This window comes from Natronosalvus caseinilyticus (genome assembly GCF_017357105.1).
GTDB lineage: Archaea > Halobacteriota > Halobacteria > Halobacteriales > Natrialbaceae > Natronosalvus > Natronosalvus caseinilyticus.
Map to the genome: position 1 here is coordinate 3,858,433 of NZ_CP071596.1, position 19,158 is coordinate 3,877,590.

Sequence of the window (19,158 nt, forward strand, 5' to 3'; positions counted from 1 at the left end):
TCTCGTTCTGGCTCGAGTACAGCCGTCGTCGTGTATCCCGGCGACCGACCGCCGAGTATTCCAGTCACCGATCGCCGTCTTTCACCCCAACCAGACGGTCCGGTCGCGACTTCACGCCACTTCGAGATGTTTCGGTTACCCTTCGGCCTGTCCCTCGTTCGAGAACAGCGACTCGAGCACTTTCCGTTCGGCCTTTCGGAGGTGTTGATGAAAGGTCGGGGCCGCTACGTCCAGCGACGCTGCGACGTCTTCGCCCGACGATTCGCGCGGCCACTCGAAGTAGCCCGCGTGGTAGGCGGCATCTAAGGCGGCGCGCTGTCGGTCGGTGAGGTCCGCGACGAGCCGGCGCCGGATACGCTGTGGGTCGTCGTGCGATCGAGTAATCTGTCGCCTTCTAACCATTTCGACGTTCGGGTAGGACGCCTCGACGGCGTCGATCACCCGACGCACGTCGACGGTCGGGGCCAGGTGGATCGTCATCCGAAAGTCGCCGTCTTCGATGACGACCCCCTCGACGACGCCGCCGAGGGAAGCGATCACTGAGAGCACCGGTGGGCTGGACAGGCGGAGCACGAATCCCGTTGGAGAACTCGCCGAGCGGAAAGTTACGTCGTCCCAGTGGGGGAGGGCTTCGGTGAGGCTGGTCACGGCGTCGACCGCGTCCGACGTCGCGGTACCGTAGACGAGGTACTCGTCGTCTTCGATCTGAACCGCCTGGTCGAGCGTGATCGTTCCCGCCGTCTCGACGGGTGCGTCGACCGTCGCGAAGATGTCCTGAATCCGGAACTCGAGTTCGACGAGTTCGTCGCTCATGAGCGCCTGTTTCCGATCGGCAGCGGCAATCGCATGACCGACGATCTCGCCGAGTTGCTCGATCAGCGCCGCTTCCTGGCCCTCGAACGCATGTGGGCGTTCGGCGTAGACGTTGAGGATCCCGTAGATCGTCCCCTGGTTCGAGACCGGGATTGCCGCCGACGACCGGAAGTCGTAGCGCTCGACCGAGTTTCGCCAGGGCTCGTATCGGGGATCGGATTCGATATCTCGCATCGTCTGTACGTCGCCCGTTCGGAGGGCACGGCCGGTGGGCCCCTCGCTCCGGGTGTCTTTCGGATCGACGGAGATGACGATGTCGTCGAGGTAGCCCTCGACCCCGGCTTCGGTCCGCACGGAGACGGTCTGATTGGCGTCGACGTCGCCGATCCAGGCGAACCGGTACGAATCGGACGCGGCGAGGCGCTCACAGACCGTCGTCTCGATCTCGTCACGCGTCGACTGGTCGATGACGGCGTCCGTGATCTCCCTGACGACCTCGTTCAGACTGTTCAGCGCCTCGAGCTGGTCGCGCTGGCGCTTTCGCTCCGTGACGTCCTGGGACATCGCCATGGCCGCGAACACGTCGCCGTCGTCGTCTCGGACCGGAGCGAAGAAAAACTGGTAGACGCGGTCGTCGATCGTCTCCTCGAACGTGGAGCGTTCGCCCGCGAGTGCGGCCTCGTAGCGAGGGACGACGACCTCGGCGATCTGCTCGGGAAGTGCGTCCTCGAGCAGCGCTCCTTCGAGGTCCGCTCTGGTCACGTCCGTCGATCCTTCCGGCGTCCCACCGAAGGTGACGTAGCGGCGGTCCTGGTCGACGAGGGCGACGGCGCCGTTGGGGAAGTGATCGGCGATCGTCCGGTAGCGACGGCGCACTTCCTCCAATTCCCGTTCGCGCTCGACGCGCTCGCTGACGTCTCGAACGGTTCCGACGCGCCCCGTCGAACCGTCGTCGAACTCGAAGACCTCGAATCGACTCTCGACGATCACCGAGGTACCGTCGGCCCGGTGAACGTCCTCCTCGAGGACGGCGAACTCCCGGTTGCCCGACTCGAGTTCAGCCTGCTTCTCGTCTGCCAGGTCGACGAACTCCGAACTGAAGACGGTTTCGGCGGGTTCTCCGACGAGATCTGATCGATCGTACCCTGCCATCGACGCGAAGCCGTCGTTCACCATCGTAAACCGGCGATCGTCGTCGAGGATGTAGACGCCATCGTCGATCGTTTCGACGGCGCGTTCGTACCGCTCGAGTTCCCGCTCGCGCTCCTTTCGATCCGTGACGTCGGCGACGACGCCGACCGCGCGAACCGGGTCGCCGTCGTCGAAGAAAAATTCGCCGCGAGCCCCGATCCAGCGCCGTTCGTCGTCCGCACCGAGGATGCGACACTCGAACGACCACTCGCCGCTCTCGAACGCGGCCTCGAACTGTCGTTCGACGCGGTCGCGGTCGGCCGGATGAACGTGCTCGAGGAACCGCTCGAAGCTCCAGTCGTCGACGGGCTCTTCGTAGCCGAAGATGCGGTCGTGGTGAGGCGATCGTCCGGGGACGTCCTCGGTCTGCAGGTCGAGTTCCCAGACGCCCAGCTCGCCGGCCTCGAGCGCGAGACGGAGGCGTTCTTCGCTGTCACGGAGCGCCGTTTCGGCCGCCTTTCGCTCCGTGATGTCCTGGAAGTAGATCGACAGTCCCGATTCGGACGGGTAGACGACGTCGCGGTACCACGCATCGTGTGGCGGAGACGGTCCCGTCTTCGAGCAGTGGCGTAGCCGTGACCGAAATCCACCAGCGCGTTCCGTCCGAGTCCTCGCGCGTCACGAGGCGATCCGAAACCGGTTCGCCGGTCTCGACCGCCCGCGATACCGGATTATCTGTGGCCGTAAGCGGATTTCCGTCGACGCCCGCGACGTCGAAGTCGTCGACGGTAAGTTTCGAGACCTCGGTCGTCTCGACGTCGAGGTGGGTTCTCGCTCGAGTGTTGATCCGTTCGACCGTCCCGTCCGCTCGAGCGACCGCGAGGCCGACCGGCGCCGTCTCGAGGAGTCGTTCCGTGAGGTCTCGTTCCTGGCGCAGTTCTCGTTCACGCTCGCGACGGTCGGTGATGTCGTGGACGATCGCCGCGTACCCCCGGAGCGAGCCATCTTCCCGGATAGCCTCGAGTTTGACTGCCGCCCAGAATCGCGTTCCGTCCGCACGGACGCGCCAGCCCTCGTCCCGAATCAAGCCGCGTTCGAACGCCCGCTCCAGGTGACGCTCTGGAACGCCCGCTTCCCGGTCGTCGTCGGTGTGGAGTACCGAGAGGGGGTCGCCGATGATCGCGTCGGATTCGTAGCCGAGGGTACGTTCGGCGCCCGACGTCCAGAACCGGACCGCGCCGTCGGCGTCGAGCGCGAAGACGGCGGGTTCCTCGACCGACTCGAGGAGCGTCTCGATCGCGCCAGGGCTATTCGGCCAGTCCATGGGCGGCTCGTCGGTGGCAGACGGCCGCGTCGGTCGCCACCACACACGAGCGTTCGCACCGACCTTCTTCGTCTCGAGGTGGTCTCGCTCTACGAGCCGTTCGAGTCTGGCGTACGTACTTCGCCGACCGAGATCGAGCGCTGCGGCGACCTCGGGGGTCGTCCATGGCTCGCCCGACCCATCAAAGACGGCGAGCGTCTCGCGAAGGCTGTCGGTCAGCGGCTTCGGCTGCATGCAACCGGTTACCAGCGTGACGTGCATCAATGTTCCGTCGATGGAGTCCCCCACGTCACCGGCAAGCAATTGCGGGGAGTGGCGCTTCCGACTGTAACGTTCACGTCGAAAAGAAAGACGTGACTCGCGCCGCCGGAATCGAGGCCGACCGGAGCCTAATCACTTCTAGTGTGTCCTTACAGCCGTCGGTGCCGTTTGCCCGGTACGTGCTGGCAACTGCGCTGCTGGCCGGCTGGAGCGAATCAATGTCACAGCCAAATATGATGGACGAACGTGCGCGCTCGATCGATCTCACCACGAGCGATCGCCATCGATTGCTTGCCGACGACCGACGACGACTAGTGCTCGACATTCTCGCTGGAACGACTACGCCAGTCGATCTCGAGGAGTTGGCCGCCGGTGTTGCCGCTCGCGAGGAAGGAGTCGACACACCCGACGAGGAGGGCGCCGACCGCGTTGCGACTACCCTTCACCACCATCACCTCCCCAAGATGGCCGATATGCACGTACTTGAGTACGATTCGGAGACGAACGTGATCGCCCCCTCCGGCGTCGCGCTCGAGGACGTCCGCCCCGACTATTTCGACTCAGCGTAATCGGCCCGCGTTCTCGCGTCGTCAGGGACGATCAGCCGCTGGACGGTCGTCAGCTCGTCGACGTCACGAGTAGGATCCGCTTACTGGCCACCGTTTGGAGTTGAGCGTCGGTTTCGAGTCCCAACCGACGGCCAGAGGCGTTCTCGAACCCCCGGCGGTAGCCCGTTCGTTCGAAGGCGAACGGACCGCATTACAAACCACCGTCCAGGCATTGGACTCGAGCGACCGGTGGGTTCGGCGCCGGCTGTCGACCGGTGGGCCGCCTCGTATCAGCGACCGTCGATCCCCGCGAACCACGATCGATCAGTCGCACGGACGACAGGCGCCCCGCGACGCCGCCGTCTCCCACCCGCTGTCACGACACCCACACATTGCCTCCACCCACTGTTACGACACCCACACAATGAGTTCACGCACGCTGAATCACATCGTCCGCGGCTTCAAGGCGATGCTCGTCGCTCGAGCGATCTACATGGCCTCGAGCGCGGTATTGATGGTCGTTCTGGCGCGATTCCTCCTCGACCCCGACGGCTACGGCACGCTGTTCTGGGCGATCGGCGTGCTGAGCGTCGTCCAGTTGATCGCCGGCGGCGGGCTCGGGAAGTCCGCCGCGCGCTACCTCGCCGAGTATCGAGAGAAAGCACCCGACCAGATCCCTCGCGTCCTCGAGTTGACCGTCGCCGTGCAGGTGCTCTGTATCGCAGCCGTCTCGGTCATCCTGCTCGTTGGCCACGATCGGATCGCCGCGATGCTCGGCGACGGGGCCGTCGCACCGTTTCTCGCCGCCGGCGCCGTCTACGTCCTGGCCATGTCGTTTCACGGCCTCGCCATCATCACCTTCCAGGGGTTCAACATGCTCGGGTACAGCGCCGCCGTCCAGGCGATCGGCGGCGTCTCGCGGCTCCTGTTCGCCGTCGCGTTCGTCGTCGCCGGCTTCGGCGCGCTCGGGGCCTTCTTCGGCTACGTCGTCGGCTACGCCATCGCCGCCGTCTTCGGGATCACCGTCCTCTACCTCCAGTGTTATCGCACCTTCGAGCGTGCGTCGTCGTTCGAACCGGGGCTCCCCCGTCGGGTGCTCGAGTACAGCGTCCCCCTCACCGCGACGCGGGGCGCGAACGTCATCGACAAACAGATCGACATCGTCCTCGTTGGCTTCTTCCTCAACCCGGTAGCTGTCGCCTTCTACACCCTCGCGAAGCAGGTCGTCGACTTCGTCCTCGCGCCCGCGGATTCCCTCGGGTTCACCATCTCGCCCAACTTCGGCGAACAGAAGGCCGCTGGCGACATCGAGTACGCTCGAACGCTCTACGAGACGGCGCTGACGAACACGCTGTTGCTCTACGTGCCCGCGGCCGTCGGCCTGGCCATCGTCGCCGACCCGTTCGTGATCCTCGTCTTCGGCGGCGACTACGCCGGCGCCGTCCCCGTGTTGCAGGTGCTCTGTGCCTTCGTCGTCCTGCAGGCGATCACGAACCTCACGAGCGATAGCCTCGATTACCTCGGACGCGCCCGCGCTCGAGCGATGGCCAAAGGCGGAACCGCCCTCGCCAACTTCGGGCTCAACGTCGTCCTGATCCCGACCATCGGCGTCGTCGGCGCGGCCATCGCGACGGTCGCCACCCACTCCATCTACGTCGGCGTGAACCTCTACGTCGTCCACGCCGAACTCTCCCTGCGACTCGAGGAACTCGCGGCGACGGTCGGGAAAATCGTCGCTATCACCGGCGTCATGGGGCTACTGGTCGTCGTCCTCGCGCCCTTCATCTCAAGTCTGGGCATGCTGTTCGCGAGCATCGCCGTCGGCGTGGTCGTCTGGGCCGGGCTCGCCTTCGCCAGCGGGTTGATCGATCCGCAGGACGTGCGGATGGTTCTCGGATCGGGAAGCGACGTCTAATGATAGTAATCAGTGGAACGGTTTACTCATCCGCAGCACTGTCGAAGCCTTAACTGATGATAAGTTCCAGCGGCCGTGCTAAATAGAAGGCGCGAATGTGGCACGCAATCTGGCTCGATTTGCGTAAGGAGTGATTGCTCAGTCCGGGGGAATCGTGTATCGCTCAGTATCGGGAAGGAAGGTCTTGAGGGTGAGAAATCCCGATTCTGCTGGAGGTAAAGATATATAAATATACCAACTATAAGTCAAATAATGAACCGCCGAAAGCTCTTGACGGGAATCAGCACGAGTGCTTTTCTCGGGGTTGGTGGCTGTCTTGAAACTGGCAATTCGTGGCTAGGAGATAACTCTGGTAACAGTGAAGATGATGTCCCGGACTGTATGCAAAAGGATGAATGGAATAGCGATATTGACAAAGGTCCGAAAAATCCAGATCCAACATCTATTGCAGGTCGGTATGATTGTTCGAGTGCTCGGCGCCCAGAGCCGACTGGAGATGTTTGTACGACATTCACACCCGTTATAAGTGGTGAAGAACGCACGATTCACAGCGCTGGCGTTGAACCATACCCGGAACCACCGGACTCATTCGATCAGGACACGCTCGTGTCATACGTCTATAGGTATGGGGATACGTATTTCCACAACTCGATGGTGGAAAAATACCGGGATGAGTTAACGCACGCTGGACTCCGTGTTGAGGAGGACGAGACACGGATAGAAAAGACAGAAAATGGCATTACCATCATTTATATCCGATTTTTTAACGGTACGGGCACTATCACAGATAGGAAGTTCCCCGCTGCCGGTGATGGTGCTGGAGCTGCCGCGTACGGCGTTGACGAGACAGGAATTGTCCGTGCAGGAACCAAGTACAGTGTGAGTGATGAGGAGATGCCCGATCCGATCGAAGATGGTACTCTCCTCGAGTGCTTTTGATCAGTACGCAGCTGTGTGTATCAGTTAGTTCTTCCCAGATAGGGTGAAATAAATAGCGCCACCGTGCTGCACTCATTCCCTGTATGCAGCACAGGACCCAGGTAAACTTCCAATGAGTTTCAACAAAACCCCACCGGTCGCAGGTAGTCGACCGGAATCAGTCGTTCCGCCCGTCCAGTCGCGACCGAGGAGGCAGTGACGTTCAACGATAAAGAATCCGTGTCGATTCGGCGAGCGGGTCAAACCCGTGGCTCGAGCAACTCGTCTTCGTCCTCGATCTGACGGTTGTGCAGCGCCTGCCCGCTCGAGCGATCGAACAGGTGGATCGCCGACTCCGGGAGCCGCGCCGCGTACTGCTCGCCATCGCGCACGAGGCGCATCCCCTCGGTGATCGCGTTGATCGACAGGTCGGTCCCCGCGAACGTCGCCAGCAGGTTGTTCTCGTTGCCCATCGGCTCGACGACGTCGACCTCGACCGGGAAGTCGTGAACACTGCCGCCCGACTCGAGCAATTCGACGTCCTCCGGACGGATCCCGAGAACGAGGTCGGTCGCATCGCCGAGGTCCTCGCGGACCGACGAGGAGAGCGGGTACTCGAGAGAGGTCCCCTCCAGCAGGAGTCGATCGCCCTCGAGCGTCGCGTCGAAGAAGTTCATCGCCGGCTCCCCAATGAAGCCCGCGACGAAGCGGTTCTTCGGGCGATGGTAGCACTCGAGGGGCGTCGCGACCTGCTGGAGCTTTCCGTCATCCAGGATGGCGATCCGATCGCCCATCGTCATCGCCTCGGTCTGGTCGTGGGTGACGTAGACGGTCGTCACGTCCAGATCGTTTTGCAGGCGCTGAAGTTCCATGCGCATCCCCGACCGAAGTTTGGCGTCGAGATTCGACAGCGGTTCGTCCATCAGGAAGACGGCGGGATCCCGGACGATGGCTCGGCCCAGGGCGACGCGCTGTTGCTGCCCGCCGGAGAGTTCACCTGGTTTGCGATCGAGCAGGTCGGCAATCTCGAGCAGTTCCGCGGTCTCCTCGACGGCGGCGTTCATCGTATCCTTGTCGAGGTCGGTGGACTCCTCGAGGCCGAAGCGCATGTTCTCCCGGACCGTCATGTGCGGGTACAGCGCGTAGCTCTGGAACACCATCGCGATGTCCCGCTGCTGGGCTGGAACGTGGTTGATGCGTTCGCCGTCGATCGAAATCGTGCCGTCGGAGACGGTCTCGAGGCCGGCGATCATCCGGAGCGTGGTGGATTTCCCGCAGCCGGATGGGCCGACGAGGACGAGGAACTCGCCGTCGTCGATGTCGATCGAGACGTCGTCGACCGCGACGATCACGTCGTCGCCGTCGTCGAAGCGTTTCGTTACGGTGTCGAGTGTGAGGTTGGCCATTGTTGGTGTGGGTGTGCTGGTGTGCCAGGTGTGGTCGGTTACGATGCCCCCGTGATTCCCTGCGCGAACTGGCGGCCGAAGATCACGTAGACGAGGATCGTCGGCAATGCGGCGATGAACGCGCCGGCCATCTGGATGTTGTACTCCTGGGCCAGCGATCCCTGTAGTTCGTTTAGCGATTGCGTGACGACGTAGTTCGAACGCGCGGTGATGAGCACGAGCGCGAACAGCAGGTCGTTCCAGATCTGGGTGAACTGGTAGATAAGCGTCACCGCGAACATCGGCAGCGACAGCGGGAAGACGATCCGCCTGTAGATGCCGAAGGCGTTCGCTCCGTCGATCTTCGCCGCCTCGATCATCTCGTCGTCCATCCCCTTGTAGTAGGATCGAAACAGGATGGTACAGATTGGAATCCCGTAAGCGGTGTGAGTGATCGTTAGTTCGATCAGGTCCGCTCGCTCGGCGAGGAAGGGCGCGAACGAGAGCAAGTCGGCGAGGCCGACCATGGACCAGAACTGCCGGAGCGGCACCAGCACGGACTGATACGGCAGGAAGACGCCTGCGAGGAAGATTACGAGGACGCCGACCTGGCCGCGCCAGGAGAGCTTCGTCAGGCCGTACGCCGCGAGGCTGCCGAACAGCGCCGACAGGACCGTCGCCGGAATGACGAACGTGACGCTGTTGAGGAGTCCGCCCTGCAATCGGCCGAACGCCTCCTGCCACGGCGCGAGAGTGAACCACTCGGGCGTCGGCGGGATCAGCGGCGTCGTCTGGACGAACCCGGCGTCGGTCTTAAACGCGGTCGTCACCCCGCCCCACAGCGGCGAGAGGTAGAACGCGATCAAGCCGACCAGGACCACGTAGAGCGCGATCCGCTGGGTATCGAGTTCCTCGAGCGTCCGTGCGAGCGATCCGTCGGCCGAATCGGCGTCAGCGTGTGCCATCAGAGATCACCTCGTCTGTACTGCAGGTACAGGTACGGCCCAACGACGGCGAGCGCCAGCAAGAAGAGTACGGTCGCGACCGCGGCCCCGTACGCCCACTGGCTCCGGGAGAAGGCTACCCGGAACATCATGACTGCGAGGATGTCCGCCGATCGACCGGGATTGTTCCCGAACATGACGAAGATGAAGTCGAACGCCTTCAGCGCGAAGACCATCAACACGACCGCCGCGGACGTCGTCGCCGCGCTCAACTGGGGGACGATGACGCGCAAGTACATGCGGAACGTACTGGCCCCGTCGACTTTCGCCGCCTCGTAGTGAGCGTCCGGGATCGCCCGGAGCCCAGCCAGGTAGACGACCATCGCGTAGCCGCTGAACTGCCAGGTCAGCGCGAAGATGATCGCCGCGAGCCTGGTATCCGGGTTACCGATCCAGTTTCTCGTGAGGAAGTCGAGCCCGAGCCCCCGGAGAACGACGTTGATCGTCCCCGTGGTCGGGTTGTACATCCACGCCCAGAAGATGGCCGTGACGACGAACGACAGCGCCATCGGCAGCAGGTAAATCGTCCGGAACGTGTTCTCGAAGCGGATGTTCTGATCGACGAGAATCGCCAGGACGAGTCCAATCGCGAGTGAAACGCCCGTAAACGCGACCAGCAGGACGATCGTGTTCCGGAACGCTGCCACGAACGACGGATCGTCCGGCATCTGGCGGTACATCTCGAGCGACAGGTCCGTGTAATCGGGCCCCAGCAGACTGCTCCAGTCTGTCAGCGAGATGAGCAGGTTCCAGCCGATCGCTCCGTACACGAACAACCCCATCAGCAATGCCGGCGGGAGCCAGAACGGAATCGCCTGCACGGCCTCGCTGTGACGGAGTCGGGTCCAGCGACTGGTGTGTCCGCTTGTGCTTGCGCTCGCACTCGTGCTCGCGCTCGAGGCGCCGCCGTCAGTCCGGACGGGTCGGTCGTCGGTTCGGTTCTCGTCGGAACCCGCCGCTCGACGACGCCCGCGGGAAAGACGGGTCAGTGTTCGTCGTATGTCAAAATCCATAACACGTGGGGTTCTGAGTTCCCTCAGAAGATGTTGATGAGTTCCTGGGTGGTCTCGTCCGGGTCCCAGTTGTCCGTGAAGACCGCGAACGCCTCTTGGACCTCGCTCGCCTGGGCCGGCTGGAGCCCGCTCCCGTGAGCGATCGACGTGATCTGTTCGTCGGAATCCTGGAAGGCCGACATCTGGTCCTGGAGGAACGGCGGGAACTCGTCGGTCGGGACATCAGTTCGCGGCGGAATCGACCCCTTCGCCGGGTTGAACCGCTCCTGGGCGTCGACCGTCGAACAGTACTCGATCCACGCTTCGGTCGCGTCCGGCGTGGGATTGTTCGTCGGCATGACGAACGAGTCCATCACGAGCGTGTAGACGCCTTCGGTGCCGGGGAAGGCGGCGTAGTCCCAGCCCTCGCCGTACTCGAAGTCCTCGGCGGTCTGGTACTCGCCGGCCGCCCAGTCGCCGTTGTGGTGGAACGCGGCGTCGCCGGTGATCACGGCGTTGTTGGCCTCGTCCCAGGAGACCGTGGAGGCGTCCTCGTTGAAGTACTCGCTGTAGTCGGCGACCAGCGAGAGCGACTCGTTGATCTCGCTCTCGAGGTCGGCCGCATTACCGTCGAGGAACTGCTGGAACGTGTCGACGCCGTGCTGGCCGGTGAAGACGACCTCCCACAGCTGGAGGGTGCCCCACGGCTCCGCGGTCTGCTGGGCCATGCCGACGTAACCCGCGCCGTCGACCGTCTCGAACGCCTCGAGCAGCCCCTCGGGGCCGTCGATACTCTCGACGTCGACACCGGCGTCGTCGAGCACCTCGACGTTGTAGAAGATGTTGTTCAGCCGGTGGATGTTGATCGGGACCGAGACGACGTCGCCGTCGATGGTGGCCGCCTCCACGACGCTGTCGAGGTAGGCGTCCTGAGCGCCGTCCTCGTAGAAGTCGCCGACCGGCTCGAGCGCGTCGGCGTCCGTGTAGGTCCGGAGTGCCTCGCCCGGCCAGATCTGGAACGTTCCCGGCGGCTCCTCGTCGATCACGCGCGTCTGGATCGCGGCGTCGATAGACGAACCGGCGCCACCGGGTGCCGGATTCGGATTGGCCGTGTAGTCCGTGTTCTCGTCGTACCCATCCACGAGTGCGTTGAACGCTTCCTCTTCGCCGCCCGCGGTCCACCAGTGGACGATCTCGAGGTCGCCGTCGCCACCTCCGTTCCCGTTCCCGTCCCCGTTTCCGGTGGCGTTCCCGTTTCCATTCCCCTCCTCGTCGTCCGCACAACCCGCGAGGGCAGCGGTACCGATCGCCCCAGTCGTCACCAGATACCGTCGACGAGTAACTCCGTTCTGGTTTCCCATATCGACTGAAAATGGGTTCGTCATTATAATAAATGTGTGCATATTTCACTCGATAACGAGTTTATTTCGAGACAGGTGGCTCGAGTCGGGTACGTGGCCCGAACCGTCACGTGGCAACCCCGGTCTCGCAAGAGGTAAACCTCGGCGAACTCGACTCACGGGCATGGACGACGCCCTCGCGTATCCGCTCCGGGGCGACCACGCCGAGACGTCCCTGATCGCCGCCTGGCTCTGCGTCCTCGTCCACGTGCTGGTCGTCCCCGTTCTCCCGCTCGTGGCGCTCCTCGGGTACGTCGTTTCGGTGCTCGTCCTCGGCTCCGAACGCGACCCGCCGCCGTTTCTCGAACGCACTGTTCTTCGCCAGGCGCTAGGCGCCGCCGGAATCGCGATCGCCTACGGGACGGTTCCCCTCGTCATCGCGCTTTCGACGGTTCGATTGCTCACTGAGTCAGGCGAAGTGCCAAGTGGTGGCGGCACGTTCGCCGTCCTCGTGGGTTCGACGACGGTCCTCCTCGTTCTCGGTATCGCCGCCTACCTCCTGCCGATCGCCCTCGCGAACTACGGACGGGCCGGATCGATCCGCGCCGGGTTCGCGGATATCGTCTCGGTCGCCGGTCACGGCGCGTACTTCGTCGGCTGGGCCTCGGGGATCACGCTCTTGCTCGTCGGACTCGCGCTCTCGAGCGCGCTGGTCTCCCGCGGCGGGGTCGCCCTCGTCGCCGGCACCCTGATCGGCGCCTACGCGGTGCTCGTCTCGAGCCGGCGGATCGGCCGCGGGTACGCCGCGGGTCGGCGGTAGTCGAGGGCCTAACTGGTACCGAACGCCGGCGAATCGGCTTCGAGCGCCCGCATCGCGACCCAGCAGTTCGTCAGCGGGTGGTAGCCCGGTTCGACCGCGGGTCCGTGGTTCGGATCGTCGTGCTCGTGAGCGCGCGTGAGCCGTGCGTACCAGTTGCCGTACGTCGGGTTGATCAGGTGCTCGCGCGAGTACGCCCAGAGGCGATCGTACCACTCGGCGTACGCGTCGTCGAACCGGCTCAACAGCGCGCTCGCGCCGATGGCCTCCGTGTGCACCCAGCCGTACTTGTCCCCGACGATGGGGGTGCCGTCGTCCTCGACCGTGTAGTAGAGCCCGCCGTGCTCGTCGTCCCACCCGAGGTCGACCGCGGCGTCGAACAGTTCTCTGGCGCGCTCGAGGAGCCACCCCTCCGACCGATGTTCGGCGAGCAACGCGAGCAACTTCGCCCACTCGGCGTGGTGTCCCGGCTGGTAGCCGGGCGGCCGGAACTGGTGGGCCGGCTGGTCCTCGTTGTACGCGAGATCCGGTTCCCATGTCTCGGTGTAGTGCTCCCAGAGCAGACCGTCGGTCGCGCTCGTCACCTCGCGGGTGAACCGATCGGCGACCGTGTACGCCCGCTCGAGGTATCGCTCCTCGCCGGTGGCCTCGTAGGCCGCGAGCAGCGCCTCACAGGCGTGCATGTTCGCGTTCTGCCCGCGGTAGGGCGACAGCGAGTCCCAGTCGGGCGTCGCTCGGTCGGCGTACAACCCGTGCTCGGGCTCGTAGAACCGCTCCTCGAGCACGTCGAACGCGCGCTCGAGTTCCGCGCGACCGCCGGTGATACCGGCCTGGTGGGCCCGCGCCCCAGCGAGCAGGACGAACGCGTGTCCGTAACAGTAGCGGGTGCAGTCGGCCGGCTCGCGACCGTCGAGCATCCAGTCGTATCCCCCGTGCTCGTCGTCCCAGTGGACGTTCGAGAGGAACTGGAGGCCGTGTTCAGCGGCGTACCAACACCAGTCGGGCCCGTCCTCGAGGACGCCCAGGCTAAAGTTGTGGATGCCGCGGGCCGCGGCGACGAGGTGTCTCGTCCGCGCGTCGTAGACGTAGCCGTCCTGCTCGTCGACCTGGGCGGCGTAGCCGCCCACCGCGGTGTCGATCATTGCGGGGTAGTAGAACTGCAAGACGTCCCGGAACTGGTGGAACAGGCCGGCTCGAGTGCGATAGATATTCATGGCGATGCCTACCGGGCACGGCGACATAGTGATTCGGTCTCGTGTCCTGGCGATGTTCAGACAAGGAGTGAACGGTGAGGCGGAGCGTTTCGTGCGTGCCTCCGTTAGTCTCGAACGACCATCGTGTCTGCCATCATATCCCCGAGGCGCTGGTTATCTTCTGACGAGAGAATGAGGATAATGGCAACGATGACCGCCAGAAGTGTCCCCGATCCGAGGAGCTTTGTGATATTCCGTATGATAGCCTCTCCAGGTGAACACTTCTCGCCGTGTCGATTGACCACTCGCAGACCGATGACCATCTTCCCGCCCGTTGCACCCCACTTTGCTTCAGTCCCCACGTAGTACACGGCACTTCCGACGACCCCGACGAACCCTCCCAGCGCTTCAGCCGATTCCGGGGATTCGGGCTGGAGGACGAATAGCAGTGGGAGTAAGACTGCAAGCAGGAGCACGAATGTGATGATACCATCGAGAAGCAACGCGAGGCCGCGCTCGAGAACCCCAGCATAATTATGGCGTTTTCGATCCATAATCGAATGTCAGAACGTTTCTATAAATATTTGTTGAACTTCCTGACAGCCGTCAGCTGGAGAGTGAAAGGTGAGGCGAAGCGCTTTCAGCGTACCAGTGTCGGAAAACGCTATCCTCACCGAATCGATAGTCGTCTCGAGGTGGATTTTGTGGAATACGATCACTATATATCCGAATCGTATCCGTGCCACTCCCTCTCTCCGCCGCATCCGCTGGCTTTTTGCGCCTTCCCGGCGGCGATTCGCGTATGGAACTCGGCGTGCTGTCGACGGCCGGAATCGCCCAGAAGGCACTGCTACCGGCGATCGACTCGAGCGAGCACCACGTTGGCGCCATCGCCTCCCGCAACGCCGGGCGGGCTGAATCGGTCGCCGAGGAGTACGGGGTCCCGCGGTCGTACGGCACCTACGACGACCTGCTCGCCGATTCGAACCTGGACGCGGTCTACGTCCCCCTGCCCAACGCGCTCCACGGCGAGTGGACGAAACGGGCCGCCGACGCGGGGCTCCACGTCCTGTGTGAGAAACCGCTCGCCGCCGACGCCAACGAAGCGCGCGAGGTCGTCGCCCACTGCGACGACCAGGGCGTCGTCCTGATGGAGGCGTTCATGTACCGCTACCACCCGCGAACCGAGCGGGCGATCGAACTCGCACGGGAGGCGCTCGAGGACGTGCGCTCGGTCACCGCGTCGTTCACCTTCTCCCTGCGCGGCGATCCCGACGACGTCCGGCTGAATCCGGACCTCGCCGGCGGGTCACTGATGGATGTCGGCTGTTACCCCGTCTCCGCCGTCCGGCAGTTCCTCGGGGAACCCGAGCGGGTTTACGCCCACGCTCACGACTCGCGAGGGGCGGGTGTCGACACTGCTCTCGCTGGCGTTCTCGAGTACGACGACGGGGCGACGGCACGAATTGCCTCCGGGTTCGACACGCCGAAACACCAGCGCTACCGCGTCGAGGCGGCAAACGGCTGGCTCGAGGTCGACGACGCCTTCGACGTGCCCGACGGCGCACTCGAACTCGAGTACGAAATCGACGGCGAGCACGGCGTCGAGACGTTCGAACCGGTCGATCAGTATCGGCTCGAGGTCGAGCACTTCGCCCGCTGTGTCGAGGCCGGGAATCAGCCGCGAACCGACGGCGACGAAGCGGTCGCGAACATGCGCGTGATCGACGCGCTGTACGAGAGTACCGAGCGTGGAGAGCCGGTGTCCGTGGAGTGAGTCAGGGGCCGAGAAACGAAAACCGACGACAGGTCTGCCTCGAAACACCCCTGAAAGGAACGCCGAGCCGAAGCGAAACGTCGGTCAGACCGCGTACCCTTCGTTCCGCAGTGCGAACTCGACCGCTTCGTTGAACTGCTTTCGCAGGTCGTCTTCGAACCCGTCGATCCGTTTGTCCGATTTGGCCAGCTCGAGGCGGCGTTCGTCGCTGCCCTCATCGACGTCGACGTGGCGGAACGACTGGGTGAATTTTCGACTGTCGTTCCCGTACGCGGTCACGGTTACGAGTTGCTCGTCCGACCGTCCGTCGTCCCGATCCGCCGTATGGGATCCCCCGACGTTTACTCGCTCGAAATCGGTGAGATTCGTGGAGAGACTGCCGATCGCGAGTTTCTGCTCGAGCGACTCCCGATCCCATTCGCGTCGCTCGTCTGTCTCTCGATCCGTCCCGATGACCGTCTCCGGTCCGATCGTATCTACCGTCCATTTTCTAAGGGAGTCGGATGCGAGTTCTTCTTCCGTTCGTGAGCGAGCGTCTCCTTCCTGAATCACGTCGCCCTCCTCGACGCGGATGTAGCGCGGATTCGCGGCAGGCACGTCGATAAAGACCTCACCGGATTCCGTACTAACCAGCGCTTCCACTCCCTCGATGGTACGGGATGCCAGATTTCGTTCGCTGACGTTAGCCATGGGTTACGATCACACGCGTAATTGGCTTCAGATCTATCTAAGACTGCCGCCACATTCATAATAAATCCTGTATAATAGTCATAAATTACGAATTTATTCGTTTAATATCGGTATTTACTGACTGCATGTGGATTTCGAAGCGATAGGCAGTGAACGAGCGAAGCCGTGGCAGGCGACGATTTCAGTCAATAGACAAAAACCGCCGTCTCGAGCAACGCTGGCAGAAGGAGAACGATCCGCTCGAGTCAGCAATCCATCCACACTACAAAATATATAGTTTAGACGGACGCTCGTCATCGCCACACGGCCACTGCGTCGAACGCCACAGTAGCGTCTTCTCGGGCTACTGGTCGGCCGCGTCGTCGACAATTTCGCGAACGAATTCAATCTCGTCGTCGATGATCGTGTGGCCCATCCCCTCGTAAATTCGCTCCGTGACGTCGGCACCCAGGTCCTCGTAGACCGAAACGGACTCGTGCACCCGCTCGAGCGGGATGTGGGGATCCTGGTCGCTACACCCGAAGAACGCTGGCGTTCCCTCGAGTGAGCCGTCGTACTCCCGCGGGGTTCCCTCGGGCCCGATCAGCCCGCCGGAGAATGCGACGACGCCGCCGTACTCGCGGGCGTTCCGGGCGGCGAACTCGCTGGCGAGACAGCCACCCTGGGAGAAGCCGGCCAGGATCGTCCGTTCGGCCGGGACCGACTCGTTCGCGGTCTCGAGCGTCGACTCGAGCAGGCCGAGCGCCGAGGTCAGGTACGGCTCGTTTGACTCGATCGGGGCGAGAAACGACTGGGGGTACCAGGTCCCGCGGGCGGCCTGGGGCGCGAGGTAGGCCACGTCGTCGCGGTCGAACTGGGCAGCCAGTTCGAGCATGCCCGAAGCGCGGGCGCCGCGACCGTGGACGAGGATCATCGCGGCACTGGCGTCCTCGAGGTCGGCGCCGGCGTGCTCGACGGGTTGGTCGCCGTGCGGGTCGTCGCCGGCGTTCGGGGTCGGCGTTCCACTCATGGGGACACGAAGGGCCTCGAGCGTGAAAGGCGTTCTCGAGGCGGCGATCTGCGGGCGCGCTCGAGAACACCTCCGGACGAGTGGCGTCGGCGTCGCATCGCGAGACGGAGCCAACGCGTCACGAGGCGGACCCCGTCGATCAGAACAGCGACAACTCGCCCGTCACCCGGTCGACCAGCTCCTCGGCGCCGGGGCCGACCGCCAGCGTCGTCACCGTCCCCGGCTCGAGCTGGGTGTGACCCGCGTCGCGGACGATCGCGTTCGGCAGTCCCTCCTGGTCGGCGATGGCCGCGAGTTCGTGGAGTTCGCGCTCGCTCGAGCCCTTCAGCACGATCTTCTTCTGGCCGCCGTTCTTCCAGCGCCGGCGTGACCGATCGTCGGCCTTCTCGTAGGCCGACAGCGAGGCGTGGGCCACCTGCGCGGCGAGTTTTCCCGTTCCCATGCCGATGTCCGTTCGGGCGACGATTGCCTGTTTCATGCAGTCGACGAGGTGGACGACCGGTAAAATGTCCGCGGTTACGCTCGAGCTACAGATGGCCGACTGCGATACCTATTTGCGCACGGACTCGATACGGTGGACCATGAACGTGACGCGACGACGCTTCGCCGCGCTCGCCGCCGGATCGGCGGTCGCCGGTGCTGGCTGTCTCGGTGGCGGTGATGCGGAGGGCGACGGGAATGGAAACGGCGACGGCGACGAAAGCGACAGCGAAAACGGCGACGGGAATGGGAACGGCAACGGAAACGGATCCGACGTCGACGAGGACGACCTGCTCGAGATACCCGTCATCGGCGACCCGGACGCAGACGTTACGGTCACCGTCTTCGAGGACTTCGGCTGCGGCCACTGCGCTATCTACCACACGGAGATCTTTCCGGACATCAAGGAAGCGTACGTCGACGCAGAGCAGATTCGCTACGAACACCGGGACTTTCCCATCCCCGTCCAGGAGGAGTGGTCCTACGCCGTCGCGAGCGCGGCCCGCTCGGTCCAGGATCAGGAGGGCGACGAGGCGTTCTTCGAGTTCACCGGCGAAATCTTCACCCACTGGAGTGACGGGTACTCCTACGACCTCATCGAACAGGTTGCGAGCGACCTGGGCTTCGACGCCGAGCAGGTTCGGGCCGACGCCGAGGACGTGACCTACCGGGACGGCCTCGAGGCCGAGCGTGCCCACGGGATGGAGCTCGGCATCGACGCCACCCCCTGGATCGTCGTCGATGGCGAGCGAGTGGAGGCCGACACGGCGGCGATCGTCGGGGCGATCGACGAGGCACTCGCAGACGACTGACGCGTCGGCTGCAGGATAGACACGGCTCTGGCTACATCGCACCCGCGCCACCATCAGCCCCGCCACAAAACGCCTAAGGGCCAAACCAGAGCGCCCGCAGATCCGAACCATTTACCACGCCGCACGCGAGTCCCCGTACATGATCCTCTCGGACGCGGACATCCTCGACCGACTCGAGGCGGGCGACCTCGTTGTCGAACCGATCGACGACTACGACCTGCAGATCCAGCCGGCGAGCGTCGACCTCCGGCTGGGGAGCCGATTCCTCGAGTTCCAGCGGACGAACATCCCCTGCATCCACCCGAACGAGGAGCGCGAGGTCGACGACTACGTCACCGAGACCGTCGTCGAGGACGGCGAGGACTTCATCCTCCACCCCGGCGACTTCGTGCTGGGGACGACCCACGAGCGCGTCGAGATTCCGGCGGACCTGATCGCTCACGTCGAGGGCCGTTCCTCGCTGGGGCGCCTCGCCGTGGTCGTCCACGCGACTGCCGGCCTGTGCGACCCGGGGTATCGTGGCCAGATCACCCTCGAGCTGTCGAATCTCGGCAGTGCGCCGGTCGCCCTCTCGCCTGGAATGCGGATCTCACAGCTCACCTTCACGGAGCTGAAGACGCCGGCGGATCGCCCCTACGGGAGCGAACGCGGCTCGAAGTACCAGGACCAGGACGGCCCGCAGGCCTCCCGAATCCAGCGCGACGACGAGTTCGGCGGCGATCAGCTCGACCGCCGCGAGGAGTGAACCG

General features: G+C 63.8%; 18 protein-coding genes. 7 read left to right on the plus strand and 11 right to left on the minus strand.

The window, feature by feature from the left end:
* Nucleotides 1-135: 135 nt before the first annotated feature.
* A complete protein-coding gene (locus J1N60_RS18760; RefSeq protein WP_312912620.1) occupies nt 136-2,496 on the minus strand; it encodes a bacterio-opsin activator domain-containing protein in 2,361 nt (786 codons plus the stop codon).
* Nucleotides 2,438-3,502, minus strand: a complete 1,065-nt coding sequence (locus tag J1N60_RS18765) for a PAS domain-containing protein (protein ID WP_312909470.1) — start codon at nt 3,500-3,502, stop codon at nt 2,438-2,440. The genes J1N60_RS18760 and J1N60_RS18765 overlap by 59 nt, the downstream gene beginning before the upstream one ends.
* Before the next feature lie 245 nt (nt 3,503-3,747).
* Here J1N60_RS18765 and J1N60_RS18770 point away from each other — a divergent pair, with 245 nt between their 5' ends.
* The 3 genes from J1N60_RS18770 (at nt 3,748) to J1N60_RS18780 (ending at nt 6,931) form a co-directional block, all read left to right on the plus strand.
* A complete protein-coding gene (locus tag J1N60_RS18770) occupies nt 3,748-4,098 on the plus strand; it encodes a DUF7344 domain-containing protein (protein ID WP_312909471.1) in 351 nt (116 codons plus the stop codon).
* Between the two features lie 403 nt (nt 4,099-4,501).
* Entirely contained in the window at nt 4,502-5,992 is a 1,491-nt protein-coding gene (locus J1N60_RS18775) for a flippase (protein WP_312909472.1), read from the plus strand.
* Between the two features lie 252 nt (nt 5,993-6,244).
* Nucleotides 6,245-6,931 carry a hypothetical protein gene (locus tag J1N60_RS18780; RefSeq protein ID WP_312909473.1) on the plus strand — a complete coding sequence of 229 codons (687 nt, stop codon included), beginning with the start codon at nt 6,245-6,247 and terminating at the stop codon, nt 6,929-6,931.
* A 239-nt stretch (nt 6,932-7,170) separates the two neighbouring features.
* On the opposite strand, the gene J1N60_RS18785 is transcribed toward J1N60_RS18780, so the two are convergent.
* From J1N60_RS18785 to J1N60_RS18800, 4 genes are read right to left on the minus strand one after another with little or no spacing between them, the layout of a single operon-like run.
* A complete protein-coding gene (locus tag J1N60_RS18785) occupies nt 7,171-8,316 on the minus strand; it encodes an ABC transporter ATP-binding protein (protein WP_312909474.1) in 1,146 nt (381 codons plus the stop codon).
* A 38-nt stretch (nt 8,317-8,354) separates the two neighbouring features.
* Nucleotides 8,355-9,260 (minus strand): carbohydrate ABC transporter permease, encoded by a 906-nt coding sequence (locus J1N60_RS18790; RefSeq protein ID WP_312909475.1) that lies wholly within the window; start codon nt 9,258-9,260, stop codon nt 8,355-8,357.
* Nucleotides 9,260-10,312, minus strand: coding sequence for a carbohydrate ABC transporter permease (locus J1N60_RS18795; protein WP_312909476.1), 1,053 nt, complete (start codon nt 10,310-10,312; stop codon nt 9,260-9,262). Before J1N60_RS18795 ends, J1N60_RS18790 begins: the two co-directional genes overlap by 1 nt.
* Nucleotides 10,313-10,335: 23 nt before the next feature.
* Nucleotides 10,336-11,652 carry an ABC transporter substrate-binding protein gene (locus tag J1N60_RS18800; protein ID WP_312909477.1) on the minus strand — a complete coding sequence of 439 codons (1,317 nt, stop codon included), beginning with the start codon at nt 11,650-11,652 and terminating at the stop codon, nt 10,336-10,338.
* Between the two features lie 163 nt (nt 11,653-11,815).
* On the opposite strand from J1N60_RS18800, the gene J1N60_RS18805 reads away from it, so the two are divergent.
* On the plus strand, nt 11,816-12,451 hold the full coding sequence (locus tag J1N60_RS18805) for a DUF4013 domain-containing protein (RefSeq protein WP_312909478.1): 636 nt from the start codon (nt 11,816-11,818) through the stop codon (nt 12,449-12,451).
* Between the two features lie 8 nt (nt 12,452-12,459).
* On the opposite strand, the gene J1N60_RS18810 is transcribed toward J1N60_RS18805, so the two are convergent.
* Together J1N60_RS18810 and J1N60_RS18815 are read right to left on the minus strand one after the other, a co-directional pair.
* Nucleotides 12,460-13,662, minus strand: coding sequence for an AGE family epimerase/isomerase (locus J1N60_RS18810; RefSeq protein ID WP_312909479.1), 1,203 nt, complete (start codon nt 13,660-13,662; stop codon nt 12,460-12,462).
* A 104-nt stretch (nt 13,663-13,766) separates the two neighbouring features.
* On the minus strand, nt 13,767-14,195 hold the full coding sequence (locus J1N60_RS18815) for an RDD family protein (RefSeq protein ID WP_312909480.1): 429 nt from the start codon (nt 14,193-14,195) through the stop codon (nt 13,767-13,769).
* A gap of 248 nt (nt 14,196-14,443) precedes the next feature.
* Between J1N60_RS18815 and J1N60_RS18820 the strand changes: the two genes are divergently transcribed.
* Nucleotides 14,444-15,418: a Gfo/Idh/MocA family protein gene (locus tag J1N60_RS18820; protein ID WP_312909481.1), complete on the plus strand. Its 975-nt coding sequence runs from the start codon at nt 14,444-14,446 to the stop codon at nt 15,416-15,418.
* An 84-nt stretch (nt 15,419-15,502) separates the two neighbouring features.
* On the opposite strand, the gene J1N60_RS18825 is transcribed toward J1N60_RS18820, so the two are convergent.
* The 3 genes from J1N60_RS18825 to pth2 all read right to left on the minus strand — a co-directional run bounded on the left by J1N60_RS18825 (nt 15,503) and on the right by pth2 (nt 17,595).
* Nucleotides 15,503-16,108, minus strand: coding sequence for a hypothetical protein (locus J1N60_RS18825; protein WP_312909482.1), 606 nt, complete (start codon nt 16,106-16,108; stop codon nt 15,503-15,505).
* A gap of 343 nt (nt 16,109-16,451) precedes the next feature.
* Complete coding sequence (locus J1N60_RS18830) at nt 16,452-17,117, minus strand: alpha/beta hydrolase (protein WP_312909483.1); 666 nt, start codon at nt 17,115-17,117, stop codon at nt 16,452-16,454.
* 139 nt (nt 17,118-17,256) lie between these two features.
* Complete coding sequence (gene pth2 / locus J1N60_RS18835; RefSeq protein ID WP_312909484.1) at nt 17,257-17,595, minus strand: peptidyl-tRNA hydrolase Pth2; 339 nt, start codon at nt 17,593-17,595, stop codon at nt 17,257-17,259.
* 103 nt (nt 17,596-17,698) lie between these two features.
* Between pth2 and J1N60_RS18840 the strand changes: the two genes are divergently transcribed.
* Nucleotides 17,699-18,409, plus strand: a complete 711-nt coding sequence (locus J1N60_RS18840) for a thioredoxin domain-containing protein (protein ID WP_312909485.1) — start codon at nt 17,699-17,701, stop codon at nt 18,407-18,409.
* Nucleotides 18,410-18,548: 139 nt separating this feature from the next.
* Entirely contained in the window at nt 18,549-19,154 is a 606-nt protein-coding gene (gene dcd, locus J1N60_RS18845; RefSeq protein WP_253429747.1) for a dCTP deaminase, read from the plus strand.
* Nucleotides 19,155-19,158 lie beyond the last annotated feature (4 nt).